This window comes from Xenorhabdus yunnanensis (assembly GCF_028598805.1).
Taxonomy (GTDB): Bacteria; Pseudomonadota; Gammaproteobacteria; order Enterobacterales; family Enterobacteriaceae; genus Xenorhabdus; species Xenorhabdus yunnanensis.
In genome coordinates this window covers 1-14,288 of the sequence record NZ_JAQRFI010000003.1, presented here as the reverse complement: position 1 = coordinate 14,288, position 14,288 = coordinate 1, and the positions used below count along the sequence as shown (strand labels likewise).

Annotated in this window: 13 protein-coding genes; 7 read left to right on the top strand and 6 right to left on the bottom strand. The window is 41.0% G+C overall.

From position 1 onward, the window contains the following. Positions 1-687: 687 nt before the first annotated feature. The 4 genes from leuA to mutH all read left to right on the top strand — a co-directional run bounded on the left by leuA (position 688) and on the right by mutH (position 5,165). Positions 688-2,277, top strand: a complete 1,590-nt coding sequence (gene leuA / locus PSI23_RS01820) for a 2-isopropylmalate synthase (protein WP_273553461.1) — start codon at positions 688-690, stop codon at positions 2,275-2,277. 2 nt (positions 2,278-2,279) lie between these two features. Continuing rightward, positions 2,280-3,434, top strand: coding sequence for a 3-isopropylmalate dehydrogenase (gene leuB, locus PSI23_RS01815; RefSeq protein WP_273553460.1), 1,155 nt, complete (start codon positions 2,280-2,282; stop codon positions 3,432-3,434). A 149-nt stretch (positions 3,435-3,583) separates the two neighbouring features. Beyond that, positions 3,584-3,676 carry an SgrR family transcriptional regulator gene (locus PSI23_RS23015; RefSeq protein ID WP_373567271.1) on the top strand — a complete coding sequence of 31 codons (93 nt, stop codon included), beginning with the start codon at positions 3,584-3,586 and terminating at the stop codon, positions 3,674-3,676. Between the two features lie 808 nt (positions 3,677-4,484). Then, positions 4,485-5,165: a DNA mismatch repair endonuclease MutH gene (gene mutH, locus PSI23_RS01805; RefSeq protein WP_273553459.1), complete on the top strand. Its 681-nt coding sequence runs from the start codon at positions 4,485-4,487 to the stop codon at positions 5,163-5,165. Positions 5,166-5,250: 85 nt separating this feature from the next. Here mutH and PSI23_RS01800 read toward each other — a convergent pair whose 3' ends face one another. The 4 genes from PSI23_RS01800 to PSI23_RS01785 all read right to left on the bottom strand — a co-directional run bounded on the left by PSI23_RS01800 (position 5,251) and on the right by PSI23_RS01785 (position 9,417). Beyond that, positions 5,251-5,649 (bottom strand): hypothetical protein, encoded by a 399-nt coding sequence (locus tag PSI23_RS01800; protein ID WP_273553458.1) that lies wholly within the window; start codon positions 5,647-5,649, stop codon positions 5,251-5,253. A 206-nt stretch (positions 5,650-5,855) separates the two neighbouring features. Then, positions 5,856-6,362, bottom strand: coding sequence for a peptide deformylase (gene def, locus PSI23_RS01795; RefSeq protein ID WP_273553457.1), 507 nt, complete (start codon positions 6,360-6,362; stop codon positions 5,856-5,858). Between the two features lie 434 nt (positions 6,363-6,796). After that, positions 6,797-8,026 carry a trans-sulfuration enzyme family protein gene (locus tag PSI23_RS01790; RefSeq protein ID WP_273553456.1) on the bottom strand — a complete coding sequence of 410 codons (1,230 nt, stop codon included), beginning with the start codon at positions 8,024-8,026 and terminating at the stop codon, positions 6,797-6,799. Between the two features lie 20 nt (positions 8,027-8,046). Then, positions 8,047-9,417 carry a pyridoxal-phosphate dependent enzyme gene (locus PSI23_RS01785; RefSeq protein WP_273553455.1) on the bottom strand — a complete coding sequence of 457 codons (1,371 nt, stop codon included), beginning with the start codon at positions 9,415-9,417 and terminating at the stop codon, positions 8,047-8,049. A gap of 389 nt (positions 9,418-9,806) precedes the next feature. On the opposite strand from PSI23_RS01785, the gene PSI23_RS01780 reads away from it, so the two are divergent. After that, positions 9,807-10,667, top strand: a complete 861-nt coding sequence (locus tag PSI23_RS01780) for a lipase family protein (protein WP_273553454.1) — start codon at positions 9,807-9,809, stop codon at positions 10,665-10,667. Between the two features lie 146 nt (positions 10,668-10,813). Then, on the top strand, positions 10,814-11,281 hold the full coding sequence (locus PSI23_RS01775) for a membrane-associated Zn-dependent protease 1 (RefSeq protein WP_273553453.1): 468 nt from the start codon (positions 10,814-10,816) through the stop codon (positions 11,279-11,281). Positions 11,282-11,392: 111 nt separating this feature from the next. Here PSI23_RS01775 and PSI23_RS01770 read toward each other — a convergent pair whose 3' ends face one another. Both PSI23_RS01770 and galE read right to left on the bottom strand, forming a co-directional pair. Beyond that, positions 11,393-12,097, bottom strand: coding sequence for an O-methyltransferase (locus PSI23_RS01770; protein ID WP_273553598.1), 705 nt, complete (start codon positions 12,095-12,097; stop codon positions 11,393-11,395). Between the two features lie 48 nt (positions 12,098-12,145). After that, positions 12,146-13,165 (bottom strand): UDP-glucose 4-epimerase GalE, encoded by a 1,020-nt coding sequence (gene galE, locus PSI23_RS01765; protein ID WP_273553452.1) that lies wholly within the window; start codon positions 13,163-13,165, stop codon positions 12,146-12,148. Between the two features lie 153 nt (positions 13,166-13,318). On the opposite strand from galE, the gene PSI23_RS01760 reads away from it, so the two are divergent. Then, positions 13,319-14,080, top strand: a complete 762-nt coding sequence (locus PSI23_RS01760) for a 4'-phosphopantetheinyl transferase family protein (RefSeq protein ID WP_273553451.1) — start codon at positions 13,319-13,321, stop codon at positions 14,078-14,080. Positions 14,081-14,288 lie beyond the last annotated feature (208 nt).

The following is a 14,288-nucleotide window of genomic DNA, read 5'->3' as shown; positions in this document are numbered from 1 at the left end:
TACTTATAAAAAATCTCTATTAATATTCTCTATCAAGAAAATGATCGGATGTATTTAATAGAAATTAGTTCTTCCAATATATCGAGACACAATTTATTAATATTCTATATGGTTATGATTGCTTAACCTAAAAAATACTGTGGTTAACATCTATCATTCCTTGTTCCTTAGAACCAGTCAGTATGTATCCGTATTAAAACAGTCTAATAAAACATCACATATAATTAACTGTATAAAATAACAGATATCATGTTTATCATCCATCAGAGCCGGATTTTACTCCATATATAGATATGAAAAATAGATAAAAACATCGCTAAAAATGTAAAAAATAGTCACCAAGTCCAATGACCGCTCAATAAGCAACCAACAACGAGCATGATTCACTCTGAATTTATACTTATACTGCTTGACATTGTTTTTTAGATAAAGTATCTATAAATACATTGAAACTTAAAACTAAGTTAACAAATTTATAAAGGTTAGCTCACATGACTCACTCTATTCTTCTACTAAGCCTACTACTTATCGCCTTTAATGTGCGCGGTATGCTGGTGGATGAAAAACAGAGTTAAGTTGACCTTCATCAGAAATGAAAACCCGCGCACCGCGCGGGTTTTTTTTACCTGCTCGGCGCTCAAAAATAAAACATGATCACCTAACTAGTCTATCTGACAGGAGCACAACATGAGCCAGCAAGTTATTATCTTCGATACCACATTACGTGATGGAGAGCAGGCATTACAAGCCAGCCTGAGTGTGAAAGAGAAACTGCAAATTGCTTATGCACTGGAAAGGCTGGGAGTTGATATCATTGAAGCAGGTTTTCCAGTTTCTTCTCCGGGGGATTTTGAATCAGTTCAAACTATCGCCCGTGAAATCAAGAATAGTCGTATTTGTGCCTTATCCCGCTGCGTTGACAATGATATTGATGTCGCCGCTGAAGCCCTGAAAGTTGCTGAAGCCTTCCGCCTGCATATGGTATTGGCTACCTCAAATCTGCACGTCGAACATAAATTAAAAAGAACCTTTGATGATGTTGTTGAAATGGCAGTTCGCTCCATCAAACGAGCACGTAACTACACCGATGATGTCGAATTTTCCTGTGAAGATGCAGGTCGTACAAATATCGATAATCTGTGCAAAATTGTTGAGCAAGCCATCAAAGCTGGCGCAACTACAGTCAACATTCCAGACACGGTTGGCTACACCACACCTTATCAATTTGGCGGCATTATACGCACATTGTTTGATCGCGTACCCAATATTGATAAAGCCATTATTTCAGTCCACTGCCACGACGATTTAGGCATGTCCGTAGCTAACTCCATCACCGCAGTTCAAGCAGGTGCTCGTCAGATAGAAGGCACTATAAATGGGTTGGGAGAACGTGCAGGCAATTGCTCGCTGGAAGAAGTGATCATGACGATCAAAACACGCCAGCAAATGCTGGGAGTGCATACCAATATCAACCATAAAGAAATTTACCGTACCAGTCAGTTGGTGAGTCAAATTTGCAATACTCCGATTCCCGCCCACAAAGCCGTTGTAGGTAGCAACGCGTTTGCCCACTCATCTGGTATTCATCAGGATGGAGTCCTGAAAAATCGTGAAACTTACGAGATTATGACACCAGAATCTATCGGCCTGAAAGATACTCAGTTGAATCTGACTTCGCGTTCTGGACGTGCCGCCGTGAAACATCGCATGACAGAAATGGGCTATCAAGAGAATGGCTACGATCTGGATGCGTTGTATCAGGCATTCTTGAAATTGGCAGATAAAAAAGGACAAGTGTTTGATTACGATCTGGAAGCCTTGGTTTTCATCAATCAACAACAGCAAGATCATGAACATTACCGTCTGGACTATTTCAGCATCCAGTCAGGCACTAACTTAGTCTCCACAGCGACCGTTCGTCTGGCTTGCGGAGATGAACTCAAGTCTGAAGCCTCTACAGGTAATGGTACAGTTGATGCTACCTATCAGGCCATTAACCGCATCACAGGCTACCCACTGGAATTAATTTCTTATCAATTATCCGGCAAAGGACATGGCAAAGATGCCCTCGGGCAAGTTGATATTATCGTGGAGTGTTTTGGCCGCCGTTTCCATGGGATGGGTTTGGAAACTGACATCATTGAATCTTCTGCCAAAGCAATGATCCACGTCCTGAATAGCATCTGGCAGGCAGAACAAGTAGAAAAAGAAAAGCAACGCATTTCCCAAAGCAGTATCCAAGACGACAACCAACACAACACAAAGGAAATTGTATAATTATGCCTTCGAGCCAATCTATTTCAAATCAATCTATTTCAAATTACGGAACGCCAAGCAAGCAAGAAGCCAATCACTATCATATTGCTGTTTTGCCCGGTGATGGCATTGGCCCTGAAGTTATGAAGCAAGCCTACAAAGTGTTGGATGCCATCCGTCATCGTTTCAATATCCGCATCACAACCAGCGAATATGATACAGGAGGGATAGCTATTGATCGTCACGATACGCCCTTGCCGCAAGAAACTATTATTGGCTGCGAAAAAGCTGACGCGATCCTATTTGGCTCCGTAGGTGGCCCAAAATGGGAACACCTTCCTCCTGCAAAACAGCCAGAACGAGGAGCATTATTGCCATTGCGTAAGCATTTCAAATTATTCAGCAACTTACGTCCGGCACGCTTGTATGCAGGCTTAGAATCTTTTTGTCCACTTCGCCATGATATTGCCGCCAAAGGCTTTGATATTCTATGCGTCCGTGAACTGACTGGCGGAATTTATTTTGGGCAACCCAAAGGGCGTGAAGGTGAAGGGAAATATGAACGTGCTTTCGATACTGAGATTTATCACCGCTTCGAAATAGAACGGATCGCCCATATTGCATTTCAGTCCGCACGCAAGCGTCGCCATAAAGTCACTTCGATTGATAAAGCGAATGTTTTGCAAAGCTCCGTGTTATGGCGTGAAGTTGTCAGTGAAATCGCAAAAAATTATCCGGATATTGAAATCGAGCACATGTATATCGATAACGCCACCATGCAGCTGATCAAAAATCCGGCGCAATTTGACGTTATATTATGCTCCAATATTTTTGGAGATATTTTATCCGATGAATGCGCCATGATCACCGGTTCAATGGGAATGCTGCCTTCTGCCAGCCTGAATGAAAAAGGCTTTGGCTTATATGAACCTGCGGGCGGTTCAGCTCCTGACATTGCAGGCAAAAACATCGCCAATCCAATTGCCCAAATATTATCCACAGCATTGTTGCTGCGTTATAGCCTTGGGCACCTTGATGCCGCAGATGCCATTGAACAAGCGGTTAATCGAGCTTTGGAGCAAGGTTATCGCACCGCTGATCTCGCAGGTAATGGTAAAGCCGTCAGCACCGATGAGATGGGCGATATCGTTGCACGTTATATCACCGAAGAAATTTAAGAGGCTGGGAATAATAGCGAACCAGCCTGAATTTCTTCGCTAACACAGACAATTCCTTCCCTCGTTACATTGCATTACATTGCCAACTAAAAGCCAACTAAAAAAGCCGGTAAGATAACTTACTGGCTGGCAAAAAGACTGAAACCACCTTGCAGTCATTAGCAGATATTCTGCATTGTTCACGTCGTCATGTCCGTTCTTTGCTGAACAACATGCTAGCCTCTACGAAATGCCATTGTTAAAAAAATGTTTAGGCAATAACTTAGCAAAAGAGGTATCTTTCTGGAGAAAAAACCATTTATCTGTTGAAAAATGGTGTGAAAACATTATTAATCAACACTGGCTACATCCATTATTTCATCACTGGCTCGAACTACAGGGCAAACGCAGTATGAGAGGCGTAAAAAATGAATACCTTTGGATGGTTTGATTTTAAATCTGCATGGTTTACGCCTTCAGAAGGATAATTCACAGAAAAAGCTAAAGTTATAAACATTTATTGTCTGGCTCAAACCATTTTATTCACCTTTTCTGTGGATATGTATGTGAAAAAGCGAGGGGTAAGACGGGTATACTTTTATTACATATTTTTACACTCGCTATAGGCGTAAATAAATAACCATTATTTTTCAATGTGTTAATACATTTTATTCCTCTTTTAACAATGCATCTCACACATGAAAATTTACGCTCCTTCTTACTTTGGGTAAATATCAACCATTGATGAATTTATCCACAGGATATGCCTTTTAGTTAAACAAAAAACGTCTATTTTTGTAGAAAACCTCATTCATTAGGGCTGTAAATCAAACCAGTGATCTCACTTTTTATCACTTATCCCATAATTCTGTGGATAACATGGTGTAAGATCCTGTTTATTATCACTGGGAATAGGTGAACAATCATAATAAGTTTATTTTTAATGCAGAGAACACAAATAAAAAAATCTTCTATATCATGCTATTATAAAAATAATCATGCTAATGATAAATTAATAATGATTTCCAATAATTCACGCGGACGTTTTTTGACCAAAAAAGACTCTATAACATGTACTTTACACCTCCGGCACCACCTGAAAATGAACAACAACTATTCGATCGCGCCTATTCTCTGGCGGGCTTATCGATGGGGGAACTTGCCGCGCTAGCCAAGCTCCCTATTCCCCCCAATTTAAAACGTGATAAAGGTTGGGTCGGTATGTTGCTTGAATATTATTTAGGTGCGAGTGCGGGCAGTAAACCCGAACAAGACTTTGAACATATCGGTATTGAGCTGAAAACAATCCCTGTGGATAGCAAAGGCTTCCCGTTAGAAACAACCTTTGTCTGTGTTGCGCCTTTAACAGGTAACAGCGGCATTACATGGGAAAATTGTCACGTCAGGCGTAAATTATCCCGTGTCCTGTGGATACCCGTTGAGGGAGAAAGAAATATCCCACTTTCCGAACGTCGTGTAGGCTCTCCGTTACTTTGGAGTCCAAATGCCATTGAGGAAGAATTATTGCGACACGATTGGGAAGAACTTATGGATCTTATTGTACTGGGAAAAGTCAAGAGCATCACAGCCCGTCATGGTGAAGTGCTACAGTTGCGTCCTAAAGCCGCCAATAGCCGAGCAATGACAGAAGCCATAGGTGAATACGGTCAGCCAATCATGACTTTGCCCAGAGGTTTTTATTTGAAGAAAAACTTTACAGCACCGCTATTGGCCCGCCATTTCTTTTTATAGCTTGTGGGTGACCCACCAAATGACCACCTTACTCATTTTTATACAAACTTTGATGCGAAAGTCTGATGCAGAAACCCTGAATGCTCTATTTTACTTTCAATTTAAAATCAAACTTAGTGTTGCCCACCCTATCGACATCTAGATCTAATTGAGAATCAGGGGATATTTTCACTGTAGTAATATCAACACAACCGGATGACGGATTGTAGCCAAGGTAGATAGTGCCAACCAGCGGGTAGCTGCTATTGATCCGGTTTCTGATATAAATAGCACATGCAAGCATGTTACTACTGCCAGTAGAAGGAATATTAACATATTCCATTTTACTGCCACCTTTCACTGAGAGAACTTGAGCATCTCTAATTCCCTCTGCATCCAATATCATTAAGTAAGTACCCACCTTGGCATCAGTTGTATCTATCAGGTTCAGATCAATGGAAAAATTAGGCTGTTGATAATACGCAATATCACTTCTTCCAATCACAATAGTTCCTCTGCTTATATCATTACCATCAAATCTCTTGAAATCCATTGGGTATATGTTAACTGCCTTGTGAGCCATGATTTTAAGCTTTTTTATACATGTTTATCATTAATAAATTAAATAATAGCAATATATAAAACCACAATATTGCAAAATGATATAATATCACCAGTAATAGTTTATTTTATTCTTATTATCCTGATACGTTATTTTTTCCTATTACTTAGATACTTTTTCACTTTTTTCAGTGCCATTTGCCTTTTTAGTGGGGATAGATAATCAATAAAAATAATGCCATGCAAATGATCAATTTCATGCTGCATAACAATTGACAGGAAATCCTCGCTTTCTACCGTAATGGATTTACCGGACCGATCAAAGGCTTCTACCTTCACTTTTTCAAACCGTTCAACATCTGCGTAATACCCAGGAATCGATAGACAGCCCTCCTGATTCACTACTCGACGCTCTTTTTCAACAATCTTAGGATTGACCAAAACCATTGGCTGATCACGATTTGGAGAAAGATCAATGAGTAAAACCGCTTCTTTCCGCCCGACCTGTGGAGCAGCCAAACCAATACCATTATCAGTGCTGTACATTGTCTCCAGCATGTCATCAATCAACGTTTGAACTTTATCAAAATCAGTGATATCAACACATTTTTGTCTTAGTCTTTCATCTGGAATTGTGAGTATATCTAGAATTGCCATAATACATCATCCTTTGTTAACTATACTCTTCGTCTTTCAAGCTGCCTCTTTGTTGGCTGCGATGCATCTTGAAATCCATTGGGTATATACCTCGACTTGAAATTTATTGAGTATATACATTCTTGATAAAATATATCTCATTCTTAATGAGATATCAGCAATTATTGATACAACTTAATTTAAAAATAAAAACCTATCAATTAAATCTTCCATTCATTTTCCTTAAAACCAAGCAGCCTACATTTTTAATATATTTATTTTCAGATGAAAAAATAAAAAATTCAATAAAAATAAACATTAAAAATAAATCAATATAAATTAATGAGATTATAAAAAATGCCAAACGATATTCTTCATTTGGCATAACTTTTTGTTTATCTCAGTTTTTATTACTTTATTTTTTGTTACTTTATTTTTTTTTGCCTTATTTTTTGTTAAAAACTTGCATTTTCAAATGACTGAGACAAGTCAGCTATGAGATCATCTGCATTTTCAATACCAACGGAAATGCGGATCAACTGTGGGGTAATCCCAGCCGCAAGACGTTTTTCCAGTGGAATGGAAGCATGGGTCATGGTAAATGGCTGACCAATCAAGCTCTCCACACCCCCTAAACTTTCCGCCAGTGTAAACAATTTCAGTTCTTTAATGACTCGATGCGTATAATCTTCATCTCCTTTCAGTACGATGGAGATCATGCCACCAAAACCTCGCATCTGACGTTTTGCCAGCTCATGCTGAGGATGAGAAACAAGGCCGGGATAATACACTTTCTCAATTTGTGGCTGCTGTTCGAGCCAATGCGCAATCTTCTCTGCATTGTGAATATGGCGCTCCATGCGTAGTGCCAATGTCCGAATACCACGCAGGACAAGGAAACTGCTGAACGGGTCAAGAATGCCACCAATAGAATTTTGCAGGAAGGCCACTTGTTCCGCCAACTCTGCATTATTTCCCACCACAGCAAGGCCAGCAACAACATCAGAATGACCATTCAGATATTTAGTTGCAGAGTGCACAACAATATCAAAACCCAAATCAAGTGGGCGCTGAATATAAGGAGAAGCAAAAGTGTTATCTGCAACACTGATGATATTGTGGCGCTTGGCAATCTGCGCAATCGCCGCTAAATCAGCCAATTTCAGCAATGGATTAGTAGGAGTCTCCACCCAAATCATTTTAGTGTCGGGTTGAATTGCCGCTTCCAATGCCACTGTGTCCCCTGCCTCAACATAAGTGACTGTCAAACCAGCAGTCCGACGGCGCACTTTCTCCAGCAAGCGGTAAGTACCGCCATAAAGATCATCTACCGCAATAATATGACTGTCTTTATCAAGTAGCTCCAGAATAGTCGAACTGGCAGCCAGACCAGAACCAAAAGCATAACCACGAGTACCGTTTTCCAATTCAGCAATCGCACGCTCCAACGCATCACGCGTCGGGTTGCCGCTACGAGAATACTCATATCCGGTATGCTGACCAGGTGCAGGTTGAGCGTAAGTTGATGTGGCATAAATTGCGGGCATTACTGCACCAGTATGATCAGGTACGTAGCCTGCGTGAACGCTTTGTGTATCAAATTTAATCTTATTAAACTTAGTATTATCAAACTTAGTATTATCAAACTCAGTCTTATCAAAACCAGTCTTATCAAAATTAGTCATTAATTTATTCCTGAAAGAGATCAATTGAGTTGTTGACGCCATGCGTTCAGCACATCGGTGCGAGTAACAAGGCCCAGGAAGTGATTGTCATCATCAACAATCAGAGCCACATGACCAGCATCAAAAGTGGCAGTTAACTGCTCCAATGGCGCTTTTTTATTAAGTGTATCAACCTGACTGGTCATCGCTTCAGTAACAGGTAAAGAGAAATTGCGTGAGTTAGCCTTGATAGTATGCATAAGATCCCACTCATCAATGATACCTACGACTTGGTCGTTCTCGATCACAGGTAACTGTGAAATGTCATACAGACGCATACGACCATAAGCTATCTGCAAGGTATCTTGTGGGGAAACTGAAACCGTCGCGCCATCCCGATAGCGATAAGTAATGTAATCGCTCAAATCATTTTCGTGCGACTGTGCACGCAACCCTTGTTCCAATAACCAGTAATCATTAAACATCTTCGACAGATATTTGTTGCCACTGTCACAAGCTAACGTAACCACACGTTTCGGTGTTTTTTGTGCACGGCAATAGCGTAGCGCCGCCGCCAGCAATGTTCCCGAAGAAGAGCCAGCCAAGATGCCTTCTGTCAGCAGCAAATTGCGGGCGCTGGCAAACGCTTCTGCATCAGTAATGCGATAAGCATGGTGAACCTGAGAAAAATCACCAAGAGGCGGGACAAAATCTTCTCCAATCCCCTCCACAAACCAACTGCCAGCTTCGTCATAGTGACCATGCTCAACATAATCGGCCAGAATAGAACCTTTAGGATCCGCGAGGACAAATTCCGTATGAGGGGAAACATCCTTAAAATACTGGCTCAGACCACCAAGCGTCCCGCCAGAGCCGACACCAACCACCACTGCATCAACATCCTGTTCCATCTGCTGCCAAATCTCCGGACCCGTGCTAGCAATATGGGCGGCTGAATTCGCAAGATTATTGAATTGATCAATATAATAAGCACCGTTGATTTCTTTCGACAGACGCAGAGCATAGTCCTGATAATATTCAGGATGCCCTTTTCCAACATCAGAGCGTGTCAGGCGTACATCTGTCCCCAGCGCCCGCAGATGATAAATTTTCTCTCTGCTCATTTTATCAGGCACAACTAAAATCAATTTATAGCCTTTCATGGCGGCAACCAATGCCAGTCCTATGCCCGTATTACCTGCCGTAGCTTCAATGATAGTGCCCCTTGGTTTCAACAACCCCTGTTTTTCCGCCTGCTCAATCATTGAAAGTGCAACACGATCTTTAATTGAACCACCCGGATTTTGATTCTCTAACTTAATAAACAGCTGGCATAGGCCTGTATCCAGATGCGTAAGCTCCAGTAGCGGCGTATTCCCTATAAGTTCAAGAACCGAACGTGGTGCTGCCATATTTGCCTCTTGATAACTGTTAAAATTTGCAAATAAAACCTTCAATTGCAAATAAAACCTTCAGATTGGGAAAGAATAACGCTGTATAGCAATCAATTTGAAAGAACAAATAAAAACTATATATAACAAAAGGGAATTAGCTAATTCGATATTGATAAATACAATATGGCTTCAAGTCATTACCTCTCATCATTTAATAACAAGTAAATTCTAATAGCATGGATTATATGAAGTTCAGTTCCCTATAATAATAATGCCATTAATATCTAAGCAGAGAATCATTCAACCTGTATATTCCCTCTTAAGCCAGCAAATCCGACAAAATGACATACAATTAAGTTGCATAAAACAAGCATCCCACCAACAAAGAACAAACAAAAGGGGTAACTATGTATACATACAAAGAAGCCGCCAATTTTGCAGCATTCGTGTTATATGCAGCGAAAATGAACGAACAGTATTACAATATTCCAACGCCCCCAGTCGATCCGCGAATTGAAGAGGATGGATGGAAAGTTATTGCCTATATCTTTGCAAATGATCTGTCTTTCTCAGTAACCCCCCGAAAAATCGTATGGCCCGATCATGTCTGTTATGGGTATGTGGCAGAAAAAAGCAACTCCCCAGGGGAATATGTTGTTGCTATACGCGGAACAGATCCCTCAATTTTTTTAGAAGATCTCCACGATGGCCTTATTGATTTCACCTCACCATGGACTCGTTTTCCCAAAATAGAAGTAAGCCGGGGTTTTTTTAGTGTCTATGACTCAATGAAACTGATTGTCATTGAACCTGAATCATACCGTGATTATAGCAACCTCAAATTGGCTGAAGCGATTACTCAACTTATAGGGGTAAATTGTCAATTCACTGTAGTCGGTCACAGCCTTGGATCAGCCATTGCGTCCTATCTTATGTATGAAATTGGCCCAATAGCGCCCAATCACTCAGCCTGTTTATTTGCCTGCCCAAGACCTGGAAATAGGGAATTCTCCAAACACATCACCCAAAAATTTAGTAATTTCGCAGTGTTCAACTATATAGATGACGTCATACCTCATCTACCTCCTGAGATTTTAGGATACTCCTCGTTGGACTATATCAATGAGTTTAAACCTCAAACCAAGCTAGATATTTCAGATGGGCCGTTATGTAGCCACTATTTAATTAACTACATTGCCAGATTAGATTTGGATGTGTTCAAAAGAATGACAAAATATGGTGATATTGATTCTTGTATCAATCTATAAGAATTGTTGAATTAATAGTCGCTGATGAATTAAAAGTCATTGATGGGTTAATAGTCATTGCTCAAGTTATCTTACTTAACTTGATTTTTTTCCCAACTACTGCAATACCTATTTCATTTAGGAACTCAGTAAACAGGAGCATGAAAATGAAATGGCGTGGTTATACATACAGTGCAATATTAATAGCAAGCAGCCTGTTTTCCCCAGCATTATGGGCAAAAGGGGAAGCGCATTTATTATTCCATATGGGGTTGGGAGCCAACGGCAAATTCTTTGTGGGCGGCACACTGCAAAATAAAGGTGACCAACCTGTAGCGGGAGGTTATCTGGCTGTTTTACCCCTTAATGATAAGTGTGAGCCAGGCACATTGGCAGTACACTCATTTGAAGCATTAGCGCCAGGGGAAAAGAAAGAATTTCGTGTCCCCGTAAATTCTCCGCTAAGCGGTTATCGTTTGATTGGTTTTGGTGCCTATGACGATATGGGCTTTCCTCTTCCCACTGTAGATGAAACAGCAAAAATCATTAAAGAGCGCGAACCCAGTGAGCGAAAAGCATGTCAGTCAGCACGGAAACCTGCTTCTGAAAATAAGACCGCAACCCCAACATCATAATATTAGGTAATAATATTGGGTAGCGGTGTTGAATACAGTTAACTGATCTCAGGATGGTTTACCAAAAATAAACCATCCTTTTTGTAACCTATTATTTCCTGCCATTAAAAATTATTGGATAAATTTTTTATCTGTATTTATCCGTAATAATGCAAAACCATCCCAACCTTTTTCCCCCACAGTTTGTAAAGCAGTGACGGTAAGTTCTGAACGGTTGAGCATCTTATCAAGTACCTGACGGACACCTTCAACAGATTCGTTCCGCTGCTCATGTAAAATCGCACCTTCACGAACCATATTATCCATGATGATAACGCTTCCCGGATGTCCCAGCTTGATAGCCCAATCCAGATACAATGTACTATTTTGTTTATCAGCATCAATAAAAATCAGATCAAAAGGAGCTTCAGTACTCAGTGTCGGCAAGGTCTCGACAGCATCTCCCTCGATAATTTTGATTTTGTGGGCAAGCTGTGCCTTTTCAATATTGTACTGAGCCACTTTGGCTATACTGGGATCTTTTTCTAATGTGAACAGCAGCCCATCATCAGGCAATCCATTTGCCATATATTGAGTGCTATATCCCCCCAATGTGCCAATTTCGAGAATACGTTTTGCGCCACTAATTTGTACCATCATCATCAAAAACTGCCCTTGAAGCGCAGAAACATTAATAGCAGGCAATCCTTGAGCGGCATTGTATTCAAGTGATTGTTCAAGATGCGGGGATTTGGGTAATAGTGCTTGTTTTAGATAGTCGTCAACTTCTGTCCACTGTTGCTGGAGTAATGCTTGTTGCAGGTTGGAACTCACGATTATACTCCTTTCATTGTTAGGGTTAGATATTTCACTTGTTTTTGCTTCTTATTTCGCTTGATAGCCATTGGGATTTTGAGACTGCCAACGCCAAGCATCTGCGGTCATTTCCACAATAGTACGGCTTGCCTTCCAACCCAGCTCTCGCTCAGCTTTCTCTGGGCTTGACCAACATTCCGCAATGTCTCCCGGACGACGTGGACAAATCTCATAAGGAACAGGCTTGCCACAAGCATGACTGAACGCTGCCACCATTTCCAGCACGCTGGTGCCTTTTCCGGTGCCCAAATTGTAAATATGCAGCCCAGATTTCTTGCCAACGGCATTTAATGCCGCAATATGCCCATCAGCCAAATCCATAACATGGATATAATCACGCACTCCGGTGCCATCAGATGTCGGATAATCATTGCCATACACAGACAGCTTTTCCCGACGACCCACCGCTACCTGAGCAATATAAGGCATCAAATTATTAGGAATTCCCTGAGGATCTTCCCCCATCGTGCCGGAAGGATGAGCACCCACTGGATTGAAATAACGCAACAACACCACAGACCAATCATTTTCTGCGTGATGAAGATCAGACAGGCAGCGTTCGACCATATACTTACTGGTGCCATAAGGATTAGTGGTATTGCCTACCGTGGATTGTTCGGTAATCGGCACGACATCAGGATCACCATATACCGTCGCGGATGAACTAAAGATAATGCTTTTTACACCCGCTTTATGCATACTGCGCACCAGCACCAGCGTTCCATTGACATTGTTGTCATAATATTCGATAGGTTTAGCGACAGATTCCCCAACCGCTTTCAATCCGGCAAAGTGAATCACCGATTGAATTTGATGACGGGCAAAAATGGCATCAAGGAATGACTCATCACGAATATCCCCTTCATAAAACAGAGGCTGTACACCAGTCAATGCCTCAATGCGCGCCAAGACTTCATGATTGGCATTGCACAGATTATCGATGATGATCGGCGTCATCCCTGCTGCAAGCATTTGGACACACGTATGGCTACCGATATAACCCATTCCACCTGTCACTAATATTTCCACATTAACCTCTTTTTTTAACTGATAACACGCAAGAGTATAAAAAGAGTCACCACATTAGTGAACTAAACTTTCGGAGGATAAGATGGCAAAATCAGGCAATAACTATTTTCGAATAATTCACTATTCAATAATCGCAACCAATAATAAAATCCGATGATGAAAAAAATTACTTTTATCTCCACCCAAATCACTACCATAAATGATAGATTTTTCAACGAAATACAAACAGGCATACTATCCGGACATCCCGATCTTCAAGTCATGAAGACTTCTTTTGATCAAACTTACTATCGCTATACATTATTCGGCGAATGCGGCATTATCTATCCACCCAAGTTACAAAATGCTGTCAATAAACGGCGAGCGGAATATCTGGCTGCCCGTTACTGCACTCAACAAGTTTTAAACAATTTGGGTTATTCCGGCTTTCAGGTAACCAATGCACAAGATCGTTCCCCAATCTGGCCTGACAATATTTGTGGCTCCATTTCTCATTCCACCAACTGCGCCATTGCATTCGCAGCTTCTTGTGATAAGTACCAAATGATCGGTATCGATATCGAACAGGAGATTAAATCAGAGACTGTCGAAAGTGTTTCATCCAGCATCATCAATGCCAATGAAGTAGCATTACTGACAGAATGCCCATTGCCATTTGAACAGGCATTCACCCTTGCGTTTTCCATTAAAGAGAGTTTGTTTAAAGCGCTTTATCCCCATGTAAAACGTTTTTTTGATTTTCATGCGGCTGAAATTACGTCTATTGATTGTAATGATCACACTATTAACATAAAGCTACTGCAAACATTATCTAATGAGTATCAAGCTGGCTCAGAATTTAATGGAAATTTTGTTCTCATGCCTCGGCAGCCTATAACTCCACAACAGCTAATACTGACGTATATTGTGGGATGACTTTCCTCTTTGCTTGAACCTAACTTTTTAAAAATAGTGCAAATACACAAATTGCCATGCCGTGCTAGCACTTTATATTAAAATCAGAATACTAAATAATAAGTATCCCCCGGCATAGCCGGGGGTTTTTCATCTGCGCCTATAAGGCTCTCTTACCAGCCGCGCCCTAACAGGCGCATCGCAATCTGACATTTGCATTCTATTGATT